The organism is Candidatus Clostridium stratigraminis (assembly GCF_045310675.1).
Classification (GTDB): Bacteria; Bacillota; Clostridia; order Clostridiales; family Clostridiaceae; genus Clostridium_AT; species Clostridium_AT stratigraminis.
Window position 1 is genome coordinate 1 of the sequence record NZ_JBJHZZ010000004.1, and the last position, 16,748, is coordinate 16,748.

Sequence of the window (16,748 nt, forward strand, 5' to 3'; positions counted from 1 at the left end):
CATGACTTCTTCGCGTCTAAAAATGAAAAGGAGTATCGCAAAACTACTTTTCAAGGTAGTTTTGCGACACCCCCTTTTTAAGATATAGTAACATAAGTAATAATAAAGGAGATGCGAAGATGTCTTTAACTCCTATGATGCAGCAATATATGCTTGTAAAAGAAAAATGTAAAGATTGTATATTATTTTTTAGATTAGGTGATTTTTATGAAATGTTCTTTGATGACGCAGAAATAGCATCTAGAGAACTGGAGCTAGTACTAACAGGAAGAGACTGTGGTCTTGAAAATAGAGCACCAATGTGTGGAATTCCCTTTCATGCGGCTGATTCTTATATAGGAAGACTTGTTAATAGAGGTTTTAAAGTTGCAATTTGTGAACAGTTAGAAGACCCTAGCTTAGCCAAAGGCATAGTTAAAAGAGATATAATTAAAATAGTTACTCCTGGAACTTATACTGATTCAACTTTTTTGGAGGAAAATACAAATAATTATCTTATGAGTATTTTCCTTAATGAAGATAAAATAGGAATTTGTTTTGCTGATATATCTACCGGCGACTTTTATAGCACAGAATTTAATTTAAATTATGAATTGGTGCTTGATGAACTTTCTAAGTTTTCTCCAAAAGAAATTTTAGCAGATGAAAAAATGGACAAAGACCTAAAAAATAAAATAGAAGAAAGATTCAGTATAATATTTTCTGAAAAAAACGAAGATTATTTTAAAGCAGGGTACCATGAGAAGCTAAAACAATTTAGTAATCTAAATGATAAAAATATCAGCTTGGTTTCAAAGTTTGCTGCAAACGGACTAATAACCTATATACAAGAAACTCAGAAGCTTAATTTAACCAATATCAACAAAATTGAGTATTATGATGTCTGCGACTATCTTAATATAGATATTAATACAAGAAGAAATCTAGAATTAACTGAAACATTAAGAGATAAAACAAAAAAAGGTTCCCTATTATGGGTAATCGATAAGACTCATACATCTATGGGAAGCAGGACTTTAAGAAAATGGGTAGAACAGCCTCTTTTAAACAGGCTTGCTATAGATAATAGGCTAAACGCCGTTAAGGAGCTTACAGAGAATTTATCTATATTAGAGGATTTAAAAATAGAGCTTAAAAACATTTATGACATGGAAAGAATTGTTGGAAAGGTTTCTAATAAAAGTGTAAATGCAAAGGAGCTTGTTGCACTTAAAAACTCTCTTGGTAAAATACCAGTTATAAAAGAAATCATAAATAATGTAGAATCAAGTAAACTGCTTGATATATATGAAAACTTAGATGAACTAAGAGATATATATGAACTGCTCAATTCATCCTTATTAGAGAATCCAGGACTTTCAATTAAAGAAGGAAATATAATTAAAGAAGGTTATAATTCCTTAATAGATGAACTTAGAGAAGCTAAATTTAAGGGAAAAGAATGGATAGCACAGCTAGAAAGCAGTGAGAGAGAACAAACTGGAATTAAGTCTTTAAAGGTAGGCTTTAACAAAGTTTTTGGTTATTATATAGAAATAACTAATGCCAATAAAGGTCTTATCCCAGAAGGAAGATATATTAGAAAACAGACCTTGTCAAATGCAGAAAGATATATAACACCTGAGCTAAAGGAAATGGAAGATAAAATCCTTGGTGCTGAGGATAAATTAATAAACTTAGAGTATCAGCTTTTTATAGAAATTAGAGATAAGGTTGAAAATGAGATAGATAGAATGAAAAAAGTTGCCTCAAATATATCTCAGCTTGATTGTTTAAGTGCCTTAGCAATCACAGCAATGGAAAATAATTATTCTAGGCCAAGAATTACAGAAGATGGAATTATTAATATAGAAGAAGGAAGGCACCCAGTTATCGAAAAAATAATACAAACAGGAAGCTTTGTTTCAAATGATACCTCAATTGACACAAAAGAAAACATGCTTCTTCTTATAACAGGACCCAATATGGCAGGAAAGTCAACTTATATGCGGCAGGTTGCTTTAATTACACTTCTTGCACATATAGGAAGCTTTGTACCAGCTAAAAGTGCTTCTATTTCAGTTTGTGATAGAATTTTTACAAGAATAGGTGCATCAGATGATCTTTCTGCAGGAAAAAGTACATTTATGGTTGAAATGTGGGAGGTTTCAAACATTTTAAAATCCGCAACAAATAAAAGTCTGGTATTACTCGACGAAGTAGGTAGGGGGACAAGTACCTATGACGGACTGAGCATTGCTTGGGCTGTAATAGAGTATATCTGTAAATCTTCAAAAATAAAATGCAAAACATTATTTGCAACACATTATCATGAACTAACAAAGCTAGAAGCATCTATTAAAGGGGTTAAAAATTACTCAGTAGCAGTTAAAGAAATAAATAACGAAATAGTTTTTCTTAGGAAGATCGTAGAGGGCGGAGCAGATCAGTCCTATGGAATTGAGGTTGCAAAACTGGCAGGGTTACCTGAGGAACTAATAATAAGAGCTAAGGAACTATTACAGGAACTTGAAAATAAAGATAATATAAAAATAAATGGGAATTTTGATATTAAGGAAGAACATTTAAGCTTAGAAAACAAAAAGAATCAAAGAGATAGAAGTCATAAAGAAGCAGCAGTAGATTCCTTAGATAATATTATGCAGCTTAATTTTCAGGATATTTCAAAGAATAATTTAATTAAAGAAATACAAGACCTTAATATATTAGAGCTTACTCCTATGGAAGGCTTTAATAAGCTTTATGAAATTATAAACAAGGCAAAATCCTTGTAATTTTAGATTAATTAAAAGAGACAGTAGTACTCTTAATGAAGCGATGGGCTAATTTAGTACTGAGAGAGGTGATAAATTGAAACGAATTAATGTCTTGGGTATGGAAACTTCAAACAAAATAGCAGCAGGAGAAGTAGTTGAAAGACCCTTTTCCGTAGTTAAAGAATTATTAGAAAACAGCTTAGATGCTGGTGCTGAAAATATTACTATTGAAATATCTGAAGGGGGACATAAGTTAATTAAGATTATAGATGATGGTTATGGTATTCACCCGGAGGATATAGAAAAGGCTTTTTTACCTCATGCAACAAGTAAAATAAATGAAATTGAAGACATTTATAAAATAAACACCTTCGGCTTCAGAGGAGAGGCACTTGCAAGTATTGCAGCTGTTTCCAAGGTAAGACTTATAAGTAGATCGGAGGCTTTTCAGTTTGGTAAGGAGATATCAATTGATGGTGGTATAATAAATTATATAAAGGATGCGGGTTGTAATGTAGGTACTACTATAGAGATAGAGGATTTGTTTTATAATGTTCCTGCAAGACTTAAATTTCTAAAATCACCTCAAAGGGAAGCGGCATTGATAAATGATATTGTTGAAAGACTTGCACTAGTAAACCCTAAGGTCTCCTTTAAAATACTGAATAATGGAAGCAAAGTATTAACTACTTTTTCAACAAATGAAATTAAAGATACTATAAGGGCAATTTACGGAAAGAATATTTGTGAAAATATAATAAACTTTGAAAAGCACGTGGATATTGCCTCTGTTTATGGATATATTGGAAATGCCGAAATAAGCAGAGGCAGCAGAAACAATCAAAGTATATTTGTTAATAAGAGATATATTAAACATAAATCCATTACCTCAGCAGTGGAAAATGCATTTAAGTCTTTTTTAACTATTAATAAGTTTCCTTTTTTTGTTTTATTTATTGATATCTATCCGGAGCTTATAGATGTAAATGTACATCCTACTAAATCTGAAATTAAATTTAGTGATGATAGGTTTATTTATAAGCTTGTTTTCGACACTGTCCATGAGGCATTAAGACAAGGAGTAAAGGATACCTTTAATATACCAGTTCAAAGTATCTTAAGCATTAATGAGAGAAACTATGATGAAAAGACATCTGTTCAAATACCTATTGATTTAAAAGTAAATAAAAGTGAAGATATGCTATTACCATCAGGTGGAAATAGTATTAGCAAGGATTCAAGGGTAGATATTTATGAAGATATAGGCTTTTTTAATGAGAACAAAAACTTATATGAAGCTCAAACAATATCTAAACCTAATAACATCATAAAAGATTCTCCTACTAAAGAGGCAAAGTTTCCTTACCTTGAGGTAATTGGACAATTTAATAACACCTATATCTTAGCTCAAAAGGGCGATGAGCTATATATTTTAGATCAGCATGCTGCTCATGAAAAAATATTGTTTGAAAAATATAATAAAAGCTTAAAAGATAGAGAAGTAACTGCACAAGTATTGGCTGCGCCAATAGTTTTAGAATTGAATTTTCAAGATTACTTGATTTATGATGAAAATAAAGAAATATTTAGGAATGCTGGTTTTAACATTGAAAAATTTGGAGAGAATACTATAAATATAAGAGAGATTCCAATAATTCTAGGTGAGATACAAGTTAAGAATTTGTTTTTAAATATTATTGATAATTTAAAGACTATGGGAAGTGGGGAAGCCTCAGAGGTAAAATATGATAAAATAGCAAAGCTTGCTTGTAAGGCAGCTATAAAAGCCAAGAATAAACTTTCTTTGATTGAAATGAAGCACTTAATTGAAGAATTAAGGTATATTGATAATCCGTTCACCTGTCCCCATGGAAGACCGACAATCATTAAAATTACCTTAAATGAACTTGAAAAAAGGTTCAAGAGAATACAGTAAAAGATGGAGGTAATGGTATTGAAGGATTTAATTATAATAGCCGGGCCCACTGCAGTAGGAAAAACTTCTATTTCTATAAAATTAGCTAATAAATTAAATGGAGAGATTATTTCAGTTGATTCCATGCAAATTTATAAGTACATGGATATAGGCTCTGCTAAAGTAACTAAAGAAGAAATGGGTGGAATCCCTCATTATTTAATTGATATAATTGATCCTAAAATTAACTACAGCGCAGCACAATTTAAAAGGGATGCCGAAAAATACATTAATGACATTACTTCAAGGGGCAAGGTACCCATGCTAGTTGGCGGAACTGGATTATATATTAACTCACTTATCTATAACTACAGCTTTACTGAGGCGGTTAAGGATGTAAACTTTAGAAGAGAGCTAGAAGAATTAGCTCTTGAAAAAGGAAAGAATTATGTCCATGGATTATTAAAAGAAGTAGATACTGATTCTTATAATAGACTTTATCCTAATGACTTAAAGCGTGTTGTTAGAGCTCTTGAGGTACATAAGCTGACAGGAAAGACAATTGGTGAATTTAATAATAACGAAAACATATTTAATATTCCTTATAACCTGCACTATTTTGTTCTGACTATGGATAGAAGCATTTTATATGAAAGAATCAATACCAGGGTAGATATTATGCTTGAAAAGGGACTAGTAGATGAAGTTATTAAACTTAAAGAAATGGGATATACTTCAGATATGCAGTCAATGAAGGGTATAGGCTATAAAGAGATTCTATTTTATTTAGAAGGCCGGATTAGCTTTATTGAAGCCGTAGACATGATTAAGCAGGGGAGCAGAAACTATGCCAAAAGACAGTTAACTTGGTTTAGAAAAGATAATAGGGTCAATTGGATTGATAAGGGATCTTTTAAAAATGAGGATGATATAGTGGAGTATATTTTAAACTATATTCAATCAAAAAAGAATATAATTTATTAAAGGAATTTTAAGAAAAATATAGAATTAATAATTAAAAATATATTTACTGTAATAAGGAGGGGTATTTAATGAATAAAACAGCTAACAATCTTCAAGACATATTTTTGAATGGTGCCAGAAAGAATAAAATACCTGTTACCATATATCTTACAAACGGATTTCAAATTAGAGGCAGTGTAAAAGGCTTTGATAGTTTCACAGTTGTTTTAGATTGTGATGGAAGACAGATGCTTATTTATAAGCATGCAGTTTCTACCATTACGCCGCTTAAGCCAATATTGTTTAACAATCCACCTAGCGAAGAAGAGTCTATGTAACATAAAGTTCTAAAAATATTAAGAGTATGTCTAGCAAAAGGCATACTCTTTTACATGCCTTCATAATTGCCTATTTATTTTATTTGTGTTAATATTATTTTTGGACTAAACAAGAAAAAATATAGATTTAGTTTAATATATGTGCTTAGAAGCAAAACATAGGAAGATGCGTTTTGGAGGATAAAAATGTTAGAGGTTACAAAAGATTTAATTAAAAATAAATATAATATAAGTGATTATATTTTGGATTTATATGAAGGAGCTCTAAAAGAAGTAGAGGGACAATTTAAAAATTATGATGAGATAAGGGAATATAATCAGATTAAAGTTTTAAATGCGCTGCAGGAAGAAAGAATAAGCGATGCCCATTTTACAAATTCTAGCGGCTATGGCTATGGCGATATAGGTAGAGATGCTCTTGACAGAGTATATGCTAGAATTTTTGGAACTGAAAGTGCCCTTGTAAGGCCTCATTTTGTTAATGGAACACATGCAATTGGAGCAGCTTTATTTGGTAATTTAAGACCTAATGATACAATGCTATCTATTTGTGGTACTCCTTATGACACTCTTCATAATATAATTGGAATTAGTGATAATAGAAACATAGGATCCTTAATGGAATATGGTGTAAAATATAAGCAAATTGATTTAAAAGAAAATGGTAAAGTCAATTTGGAAGAAATAAAAAATCAATTAGAAAAGGATAGCAGTATAAAGCTTATACATATACAGCGTTCAACAGGTTATGGCTGGAGAAAATCCTTACTTGTATCAGAAATAGGAGAGATTATAACATTTATTAAAAAAATTAAACCTGAGATTATTTGTTTCGTAGATAATTGCTATGGGGAATTCATTGATAAATATGAACCAACTCATGTAGGTGCTGACTTAGTGGCAGGTTCTCTTATTAAAAATATTGGGGGAGGTATTGCTCCAACAGGAGGATATATAGCTGGTAAAAATGAATATGTAACTCAGGCTTCCTACAGGCTTACCATACCTGGAATAGGAGGTGAATGCGGTTCAACTTTCGGAGTTATGAGACAGTTATTTCAAGGATTATTCTTAGCTCCACATGTAGCTATGGAGGCTGTTAAAGGGGCCATATTTACTTCTAAAATAATGGAACTTGCAGGTTTTGAGGTTCTACCTAAATTCGATGATAAAAGAAGTGATATAATTCAAGCTATTAAGTTTAATGATAAAGAAAAACTAATCAATTTTTGCAAGGGTATACAAGCTGGTTCACCAATTGATTCCTTTGTACAATGTGAGCCCTGGGATATGCCTGGTTATGAAGACCAAGTTATTATGGCTGCAGGAGCCTTTATTCAGGGAGCTTCCATAGAGTTATCTGCTGATGCACCAATTAGAGAACCCTATATAGCTTACCTTCAAGGCGGACTAACCTTTGACCATGTAAAAATAGGGGTTTTAATTTCTCTTTCAAAAATTCTATAAAATATAAATGGCATCCATATGAGAAATTACTTATTAATTTATAAATAAGTAATTTCTCATATGGATGCTATTAATTTCATTAATATTAGTAGCTTCTATAAATTCCTGCAAGTTTGCCAAGTATTTGGCAGTCCTTCACGATTATAGGCTCCATTGTGCTATTTTCTGGCTGCAGCCTAATATGATCTTTTTCCTTAAAAAATCTCTTTAAGGTAGCTTCGTTTTCAATTAATGCAACTACAATTTCTCCATTTGAGGCAGTATTACATTTCTCAATTATAGCCATGTCACCATCGTAAATTCCAGCTTCAATCATACTTGTTCCTGATACATTTAGTATAAAAAGTTCGTTGTTATTTTTTATAAAATTTAGTGGTATGGAAAATGTATCTTCTATGTTTTCAACCGCTAGAATGGGAAGCCCAGCTGTTATTTTTCCTATAATAGGTATATCGATTATTTCTCTCTTTGTAACGCTTTCTTTCATTAATTCTATGGCCCTAGGCTTAGTAGGATCTCTTTTAATTAGTCCTTTCTTTTCTAACCTTTCTAGGTGACCATGAACTGTAGAGGTGGACCTTAAGCCTACTGCATCACATATTTCTCTTACAGAGGGTGGGTAACCTTTATTAAGTACTGAATTTTTTATGTATTCATATATTTCATGCTGTTTATTATTTTTACCTTCAAGCATATTTATCACCTCACAATCTTTACAAAGATTATATCATATCATTTTAACAATATCAAACTAGTGTTCTTTTTTATGGTTGATTTGTTAAAAATACTTTGATATAATTGCTACGTAAACAATAGTTAAGGTGGTAAATTTTATGAATAAATTATGTGTTTTTAATAAAGCCAAGGTCTGTGATGATTGCGGTGAGTGCGATATATGTGATTTAAATCCAAAGAAGAAATGTAATAATTGTGGTAAATGTCTAGAGCTAGAAGGCTACGACATGAAGGCCATTAATATTGATGAAATCTTTGAAGATAATAAGGAGCTTATGGATTACGAAGAAAATGATAAGCTTCATATTGAGGGAAATAGTGTTTCAGAAGATGAAATAGAGTGGGATTACATTGATGATATCAGAGAAATAAAAGATTTGATGGATGATGAAGAAACATTAGAAAGTTATGAGGAATTTCCTGGCTTCATTAATTTATCAAAGCATAAAAATTAAAGTAACAGAAATAAAGGGAGGGGAGAGTAAGAAAAAATCTTACTCTTCTGTATTTAAAGGGTTTAATTTTACAGCTTCCCTTAATTTTTCATCATCAACATGGGTATAAATTTGAGTTGTAGACACATTTCCGTGACCAAGTATCTTTTGAAGACTTCTAATATCAACATTTCCATATTTGTACATTAAGGTTGCAGCAGTATGTCTTAATTTATGAGGGGAATATTTATCATTATTAAGACCTGCTGCCTTTATGTATTTAGCGACTATAAGCTCCACAGATTTTTTATTTATTCTACGTTTCTGACTGCTTATAAAAAGGGCATCCTTATAGCCGGGTAAAATATCCATGGAATTTCTTTCGATTAGATATTGAGAGATTGCCTTTAAGCAGGCATGATTTAAATAAATAGTCCTTTCTTTATTTCCTTTTCCTATTACAGTTAATATATCATCTTTAATTTTAGATATATTAATACTACAAAGTTCTGAAAGTCTTAAACCGCAATTAAGAAAAAGTGTAATAATACAAAAGTCTCTCATAGGATATTTAGAATTCTCATCAATTGAAGCTAAAAGCTCCTTACTTTCATCTAGTGTAAGATATATTGGGTTTCTTCTATCAGTTTTTGGAGTTTCTAGGTCAGAAGCAGGGTTCTCATTTAAAATTTTAGTCTTTGTATTTAGATACTTAAAAAAAGATTTAATTGAGGCTACTTTTCTAGCTCTAGCATAGGCACTGTTATTTCTATTTCTTTCAACATAGGCTAAAAATGCATAAAGATCTGAAAGCTTTATAGACTTTATAAAATTATCATCAATATCACTTATTAGTATATCTTCTAAAGGTGTATCTTTTGGATAGAACTTTTTATAAATTTTTAAAAATTTAAGCAGGAGAGATAAATCTATTCTATAACCATCAATAGTATTATTGGATCTACCTCTAATTACAGATAAATAATTCAAGAATTCCTCAAGCCTTTCAGGTATTACGGTTTCATTTAAAATTACAGCTTTAGCTTTATATGGCAGTACAATTGTATTATCATTTCTATTTACAGAAATAAGCTGAGCTTCAGAATGATTTCTGTTTAGTCCAAGATTTTTTAATATAATCTGTATCTGCCTTGTACTTACTCCAAATATATTTGATAAATCAGTAGTATTGTAATTATTTTTATGAAATTTATATATATCCTCTATTACAGGGTAGAAGTTATTGCTTTTAAATTGAAATTTTAGCTCTTCTATTTTATCTACATCTTCTTTTAACAATTTTGTTTTGCTTAATATTTCTTTATCTTTGGAATTATATTCAATTAATTCATAGCGGTTTTTCATAATAAATCTCACCTCATGAATATTATACCAAATATTACTTCGCAAGTCTAGCTAATTTCGCTAAATATACATTTAGCGAAATTCGTTGCTACGAATTTCTCGACAAAAACAGATATATATCGTTAAATTTGATTCTATGCCATTATTCTCTATATACTTATAATATTGCTCAAAAAACATTATTGGTTGATTATAAGTGGTTTTAAGCTGTTTTAAAGCTATAAGCATATTTTTACATTATCTAACATATATTTTTATATCTATCAATTGACATACGTTATCATTTATCAAAGTAATTACCATTATCTGTATTATTTATTAAACAAAATAAATTAGTACAGGAAATGCATAAGTATACCATATTATGTAAATCACAACCTGTTAATTATTCTGGGTATAATTGTTAATTTATCAATCATTAAATGTTATAAAAAAAGAAGCTGAAACAACGTGCTCAGCTTCTAAAAATCTATTATTTTCTAATTTTATTTTTACTTTTTTTTAAACAGATATAACTGATGTTATACCTAATGCAGCTTTATTTTTTTCTAGAATTGGATTTATATAATGTGTTATAAAATCCTCAACTTGACCGGGAGCTCTACCTATAAATTTTTGAGTATCTAGTATTGACATAATTTCTTCTTCTGACATATTAAAAACAGAATCTGTAATTATTCTGCTAAGCAAATCATTATTTAGACCCTCTTGCTTTACTCTTTTTGAAGCTTCCATGGAATGGGTTCTAATTCTTTCATGAAGTTCTTGCCTATCACCGCCGCGTTTTACAGCTTCCATTAAGATATTTTCTGTTGCCATAAAAGGAAGTTCGTTATTTACATGGGAAGCTATTACTTTATCATATACCACCAAATTCTCAGAAACATTTATATATAAATTTAACACACCATCTAGTGCTAAAAAAGACTCAGAAACCGAAAGACGCTTATTTGCAGAATCATCTAAGGTTCTCTCAAACCACTGGGTTGAAGCTGTAATTGCAGGATTTAATGCATCTACAACTATATATCTTGCTAATGCACCTATTCTTTCGCATCTCATAGGATTTCGCTTATAAGCCATGGCACTTGAGCCGATTTGATTCTTCTCAAAGGGTTCTTCAATTTCTTTCATACTTTGAAGTAGTCTTATATCATTGCTGAACTTATAAGCACTTTGCGCGACTTCAGAAAGCGTGTTTAATGTAATTGAATCAACCTTTCTGGAATAGGTCTGCCCTGTAACTGGAAAGCTTTCTTTAAAGCCCATTTTTTCTGTTACTAACCTATCTAAGTTTTTAACTTTTGCTTCATCTCCATTAAAGAGCTCCATAAAACTTGCTTGTGTTCCTGTAGTGCCTTTAACACCTCTAAACTTAAGTGAATTTATTACAAATTCAAGATTTTCTAGATCCATTAATAGATCTTGAATCCATAAAGTAGCTCTTTTCCCTACTGTAGTTAATTGTGCAGGCTGCAGATGCGTAAAACCTAGTGTAGGTAATGACTTATACTTAAGAGCAAACTTAGATAGATTATAAATAGTCTTTATAATCTTATTTTTAATAATAATAAGAGCTTCTTTCATAACAATTAAATCTGTATTATCTCCTACATAGCAGCTAGTAGCTCCTAAATGAATTATACCTTTAGCACTTGGACATTGAACGCCATAGGCATAAACATGACTCATTACATCGTGTCTAGTTTCTTTTTCTCTATTTTCTGCTACTTCATAATTTATATTTTCAATGTTTGCTTTTAATTCTTCAATTTGTAATAAGCTTATATCAAGACCTAACTCTCGTTCTCCTTCAGCAAGAGCAGTCCAAAGCCTTCTCCAGGTTTTGAATTTCTTTTCGTCAGAAAACAAATAGGACATTTCTTTTGAAGCATACCTACTTGTCAAAGGTGAATTATATTCTTCTCTCATATTAAATTTTCCTCCTTTTAGTGGTCACACTGAGTAGATTAGCCCGCTCGCTCCCCTTCGGGCACTGGGTAACTTAAGATGTTCGCTGACCCTCACTAATTACCCGTAAAAGTCAATTTAGGACTTTTACCTCGCAAACTACTCGTATAAGGTCATTTAGAACTTTTACCTCCGTATAATAATAATATTACTAACAACAATATTCATATTATATCATAATAATATTTAATTTTATAGCTTTAATATTCGTAATTAATATTTGAATTTAATTATATAAGTATTATTTGTTAATTTTAATAATATAATTTACTAGATAATTATATTTGGAGGGAATTATGTATAAAGTAAATTTAATAGACAAGGTGTCATGTATACTTGTTATATTTGGGGCCTTAAACTGGGGACTCTTTGGCCTATTTGGGTTAGATTTAGTACGCACAATTGTGGGAAATCATCTGCAGTTATTGGCAAGAATAATATACATACTAATTGGTGTTGCAGGAATTGATATTCTATTATTTTTGTTAAAGACTAGAAAAAAGATAAAATAAATAAAGGCTCAATTGAGCCTTTATCTATTTTATATTATTCTTCTAAGGATTCTATTAATTTAACTACTTCTTCTGCAGCTAAGTTCTCATCATCGCCTGAAGCTATAACCTTTACATTTGAGTTTTTAGTCACTCCTAAGGATAATACGCCTATTAAACTTTTTACATTAGCTTTTCTTCCGTTAAATTCTATACTTACGTCAGACTTAAAAGAAGAAGCTTTTTTAACTAATAAAGTTGCTGGTCTAGCGTGAAGTCCTGTTGAATTTTTAACTATAACCTCTTTTGTTACCACTTTCATCACCTCTACCTAATTATAATACCTAACATTTCTATTATAGCATTTTTTTATAATTTTACAATGATAACTTTACTATTTTAAAGTAATGCAGAAAAAGGCAAAATGAATTAGCTGATTAATTTTACCTTTTTCTGTATTATATGATTTAAAATACTATTTTATTATTACTATATATAACGTTTTATTATATTTATAGGATGTTAAGAAAATGTTGAATTCTGTTTAAACCTATTTCAATATTATTTAAACTAGTAGCATAGGACAATCTAACATAATTATCAACACCAAAGGCACATCCAGGAACTACTGCCACATTTTCTTTTTCAAGTAGTATGTCTGAAAAGTTTAGTGAAGTTTCAATTAGCCTTCCATCAACTTTTTTATCTAATATCTTAGATATGTTTATCATTACATAAAATGCACCCTCAGGTTTTATACAGGAAATATATTTCATTTTGTTTATTTTATCTACCATGTAGTTTCTACGTTTTTTAAATTCTTCAATCATATGTTTCATAGAATCCTGATTCCCAACTAAGGCCTCATAAGATGCATATTGAGCAATAGAATTTGGATTTGAAGAATAGTGGCTTTGAATATTTGTCATTAACTTTATTATTTTCTCACTTCCGCAAGCTGCATAACCAATTCTCCAACCTGTCATTGCATAGGATTTAGATACGCCATTTATAGTAATGGTTCTATTATAAGCATCCTCTGATAATGCACCAATGCTTATATGCTGTATGTCGGAATTATAAATTAATTTTTCATATATTTCATCAGAAATAATAATTAGATCATTTTCTTTTGCAAACAGTGCAATATCCATCAATTCTTCTTTAGTATAAACTGTACCTGTTGGATTTCCTGGACTATTTACAATAATAGCTTTAGTATTTGGTGTAATGGCTTTCTTAAGCTTGTCTACAGAATATTTAAATTTATTTTCTTCAGTTGTTTCAATAAAAACTGGCACTCCATCTGCAAGTTTAACTAGTTCGGGGTAACTAACCCAATAAGGACATGGAATAATTACCTCATCACCGGGGTTTAAGATTGCTTGAAATGCATTTGCTAAGCATTGTTTTGCACCTGTTGATACTATTATTTGTGAAGGTTTATAAAACAATTTATTATCATCACCAAATTTCTTGCAAATAGCTTCCTTTAATTCTTTTATTCCAGAGGTAGGAGTATATTTTGTATAACCCTCTTTTATTGCCTTAATAGCAGCTTCTTGAATATTTAATGGAGTATTGAAATCTGGCTCTCCAGCACCAAAACCTATAACATCAATACCTTCTGCCTTCATTTTTTTAGCCTTAGCATCAATTGCCAGTGTTAATGAAGGTGAAATCTGCTCTGCTTTTTTTGATAAATTCATTGTAAAGCCCTCCCATGTTAAGTATACTTTAGTTTTAAAAATTTATTAGTTAATTCTTCACTTAATCCGCAGCTTCCAAGAAGAAGTTCCTTTTGATGTTCCACTCCGTGGCAGTCACTTCCCCCAGTTATAGCCAAAGAATATTTCTTTGCAAGATTATAAAATTTATTTGTTTGGGTAATTGAATGTGCAGGATGATACACTTCAAGCCCTTTAAGTCCATACACTTTAAATTCTTTAATTAAAGCCTCTATTTGTATACCTTTATAAACTTCCCCAGGATGAGCTAAAACAGGAACACCGCCGCAATTACAGATTAATTTTAAAGCATCCTTATAATTAATCTTGTATCGCTCTACATATGCTGGCTTTCCCTTTATAAGAAATTGATGAAAAGCTTCTTTTGTATTATTTACATAACCTTTAGCAACTAAAGCTTTTGCAATATGTGGTCTGCCAATACAACTATTATTTATACTTATTTCATCAAAGCTTATATTCATATTTAGCAGTTGTAACTTAGAAATAATATCTATAGCTCTATTTTTTCTATAAACTTTAACTTTTTCTAAATTAGATATCAAATCAATATTCTTATAATCAATAAAGTAGCCTAAAATATGAATTTCTCTACACAAATATTCCGTACTAAGTTCCACACCAGGAATTACTTTCACCTCAAAATTATCTGTTATATTGTCAATAGCATTTTGAGAGTCAATAGTATCGTGGTCTGTAATAGATATACATTTAAGTCCTTTATTATATGAAATTTTAATTATTTCCTCCGGCCATAATGCTCCATCTGAATATCTAGAATGAATATGTAAATCTGAAAACTGCATGATAAACACCTGTTTTTTAAAAAATGAAGGAATACTTTCACTTTATTATAATATACCATTTAGTATTCCTGTTGTAAATGATTTTTATAAAAAGCATCTTTAATTTTATTAATATGCATATAATATAAGCCACTGAAAAATTCAGTGGCCTAAAATTATATGTTTATTTTGCATATTCAATTGCACGAGTTTCCCTAATAACATTAACCTTAATTTGTCCAGGATACTCTAGCTCGCTTTCTATTTTCTTAACAATATCTCTTGCCAATTCAATAGAAGCTACATCATCAACTTCTTCAGGTTTAACGAGAATTCTTATTTCTCTGCCTGCTTGTATTGCAAAGGATTTTTCTACACCTTCATACTCGTTTGCAATTTCCTCTAGTTTTTCAAGCCTTCTTATATAGGCTTCTAAAGTCTCTCTTCTTGCTCCAGGTCTTGCAGCAGATATTGCGTCAGCTGCTTGAACTAGCACAGCTTCCATAGAAAGAAACTCCAAATCTCCATGGTGAGCACCAATTGCATTTACAATTATTGCGGACTCATGATATTTTTTAGCTATTTCTGCCCCTATTAAAGCATGTGGTCCTTCAACTTCGTGGTCTACAGCTTTGCCTATATCGTGAAGTAAACCTGCTCTTTTAGCTATATTAACATCCAAGCCTAATTCGGCGGCCATCAATCCTGCTAAATAAGCAACTTCAATGGAATGTTTTAAAACATTTTGGCCATAGCTAGTTCGATACTTTAGCCTTCCAAGAAGTCTTATAAGCTCCGAATGTAAACCGTGTATTCCAGTTTCAAAAGTTGCTTGTTCGCCTTCTTCTTTAATGCTGTTTTCAACTTCTTTTTTAGCTTTTTCAACCATTTCTTCAATTCTTGCAGGATGAATTCTACCATCTACAATTAATTTTTCTAAGGCTATTCTTGCTACTTCTCTTCTTATTGGATCAAAACCGGATAGAATTACAGCTTCTGGAGTATCATCGATTATTAAATCAATACCAGTCAAAGTTTCTAAGGTTCTAATATTTCTACCCTCTCTACCTATAATTCTTCCCTTCATCTCATCATTTGGAAGATTAACTACATGAACAGTTGTTTCAGCAACATGGTCTGCAGCACACCTTTGAATAGCACAAGTTATGACTTCTCTTGCTTTTTTATCCGCTTCTTCTTTTGCTCTTGTTTCAATGTCTTTAATCATAATAGCGGCATCGTGTTTCGTTTCTTTTTTAATTTCATCTAATAAAATTTGTTTTGCTTCTTCTGATGTTAAACCAGAAAGTCTCTCAAGCTCTTCTCTTTGCTGAGTGTATAGATTTTGAACTTCTGACTCTAAAGCTACAATTTCTTGCTGTTTCTTATTGAAACTCTCATCTCTTTTTTCCAGCATTTCACTTTTTTTGTCTAAAGATTCTTCACGCTGCATCAATCTTCTTTCGAGTCTTTGAATTTCATTTCTTCTATCTCTTGACTCTTTTTCAAAATCAGTTCTTAGTTTATGAGTTTCTTCTTTAGCTTCTAGAATAACTTCCTTTTTTAATGATTCGGCTTCTTTTGAAGCTCCCTCAAGAATTTGTTTAGCTTCTTCTTCGGCCTTTGAAATCTTCGCCTGAGATATATTTTTTCTTACATAAATCACAGTAAATAAAACTACTGCAATAGTGATAATAATGCCAAATATAGTCCCTTGTGATAATGGCATATTTAACACCTCCTTTGCTTTTTTTACATATAAAACTATGAAATAAAGCCT

At 30.8% G+C, this 16,748-nt stretch carries 14 protein-coding genes; 7 read left to right on the forward strand and 7 right to left on the reverse strand.

What is annotated here, in order from left to right; all coding sequences use genetic code 11:
* Nucleotides 1–119 precede the first annotated feature (119 nt).
* The 5 genes from mutS to ACJDUG_RS08060 all read left to right on the forward strand — a co-directional run bounded on the left by mutS (nt 120) and on the right by ACJDUG_RS08060 (nt 7,439).
* Nucleotides 120–2,774 (forward strand): DNA mismatch repair protein MutS, encoded by a 2,655-nt coding sequence (gene mutS / locus ACJDUG_RS08040; RefSeq protein WP_406769386.1) that lies wholly within the window; start codon nt 120–122, stop codon nt 2,772–2,774.
* 100 nt (nt 2,775–2,874) lie between these two features.
* Entirely contained in the window at nt 2,875–4,692 is a 1,818-nt protein-coding gene (gene mutL, locus ACJDUG_RS08045) for a DNA mismatch repair endonuclease MutL (RefSeq protein ID WP_406769601.1), read from the forward strand.
* Between the two features lie 18 nt (nt 4,693–4,710).
* Nucleotides 4,711–5,655 carry a tRNA (adenosine(37)-N6)-dimethylallyltransferase MiaA gene (miaA, locus tag ACJDUG_RS08050; RefSeq protein WP_406769387.1) on the forward strand — a complete coding sequence of 315 codons (945 nt, stop codon included), beginning with the start codon at nt 4,711–4,713 and terminating at the stop codon, nt 5,653–5,655.
* A gap of 68 nt (nt 5,656–5,723) precedes the next feature.
* Entirely contained in the window at nt 5,724–5,972 is a 249-nt protein-coding gene (hfq, locus tag ACJDUG_RS08055; protein ID WP_406769388.1) for an RNA chaperone Hfq, read from the forward strand.
* A 186-nt stretch (nt 5,973–6,158) separates the two neighbouring features.
* Entirely contained in the window at nt 6,159–7,439 is a 1,281-nt protein-coding gene (locus ACJDUG_RS08060; protein WP_406769389.1) for a methionine gamma-lyase family protein, read from the forward strand.
* 85 nt (nt 7,440–7,524) lie between these two features.
* On the opposite strand, the gene lexA is transcribed toward ACJDUG_RS08060, so the two are convergent.
* Entirely contained in the window at nt 7,525–8,133 is a 609-nt protein-coding gene (gene lexA / locus ACJDUG_RS08065; RefSeq protein WP_406769390.1) for a transcriptional repressor LexA, read from the reverse strand.
* A gap of 139 nt (nt 8,134–8,272) precedes the next feature.
* Between lexA and ACJDUG_RS08070 the strand changes: the two genes are divergently transcribed.
* Nucleotides 8,273–8,629, forward strand: a complete 357-nt coding sequence (locus ACJDUG_RS08070; RefSeq protein WP_406769391.1) for a hypothetical protein — start codon at nt 8,273–8,275, stop codon at nt 8,627–8,629.
* A gap of 39 nt (nt 8,630–8,668) precedes the next feature.
* Here ACJDUG_RS08070 and ACJDUG_RS08075 read toward each other — a convergent pair whose 3' ends face one another.
* Both ACJDUG_RS08075 and purB read right to left on the reverse strand, forming a co-directional pair.
* Nucleotides 8,669–9,640 carry a tyrosine recombinase XerC gene (locus ACJDUG_RS08075; protein WP_406769602.1) on the reverse strand — a complete coding sequence of 324 codons (972 nt, stop codon included), beginning with the start codon at nt 9,638–9,640 and terminating at the stop codon, nt 8,669–8,671.
* An 834-nt stretch (nt 9,641–10,474) separates the two neighbouring features.
* Complete coding sequence (gene purB, locus ACJDUG_RS08080; protein WP_406769392.1) at nt 10,475–11,905, reverse strand: adenylosuccinate lyase; 1,431 nt, start codon at nt 11,903–11,905, stop codon at nt 10,475–10,477.
* Between the two features lie 335 nt (nt 11,906–12,240).
* Between purB and ACJDUG_RS08085 the strand changes: the two genes are divergently transcribed.
* A complete protein-coding gene (locus tag ACJDUG_RS08085; protein WP_406769393.1) occupies nt 12,241–12,456 on the forward strand; it encodes a DUF378 domain-containing protein in 216 nt (71 codons plus the stop codon).
* Nucleotides 12,457–12,490: 34 nt separating this feature from the next.
* Here the strand turns inward: ACJDUG_RS08085 and ACJDUG_RS08090 are convergent, their stop codons facing one another.
* The 4 genes from ACJDUG_RS08090 to rny form a co-directional block, all read right to left on the reverse strand.
* Nucleotides 12,491–12,751 (reverse strand): HPr family phosphocarrier protein, encoded by a 261-nt coding sequence (locus tag ACJDUG_RS08090; protein WP_406764871.1) that lies wholly within the window; start codon nt 12,749–12,751, stop codon nt 12,491–12,493.
* Nucleotides 12,752–12,947: 196 nt separating this feature from the next.
* Nucleotides 12,948–14,144 carry a pyridoxal phosphate-dependent aminotransferase gene (locus ACJDUG_RS08095; RefSeq protein WP_406769394.1) on the reverse strand — a complete coding sequence of 399 codons (1,197 nt, stop codon included), beginning with the start codon at nt 14,142–14,144 and terminating at the stop codon, nt 12,948–12,950.
* Nucleotides 14,145–14,161: 17 nt separating this feature from the next.
* Nucleotides 14,162–14,989, reverse strand: a complete 828-nt coding sequence (locus ACJDUG_RS08100; protein WP_406769395.1) for a PHP domain-containing protein — start codon at nt 14,987–14,989, stop codon at nt 14,162–14,164.
* A 163-nt stretch (nt 14,990–15,152) separates the two neighbouring features.
* On the reverse strand, nt 15,153–16,697 hold the full coding sequence (gene rny, locus ACJDUG_RS08105) for a ribonuclease Y (RefSeq protein ID WP_406769396.1): 1,545 nt from the start codon (nt 16,695–16,697) through the stop codon (nt 15,153–15,155).
* Nucleotides 16,698–16,748 lie beyond the last annotated feature (51 nt).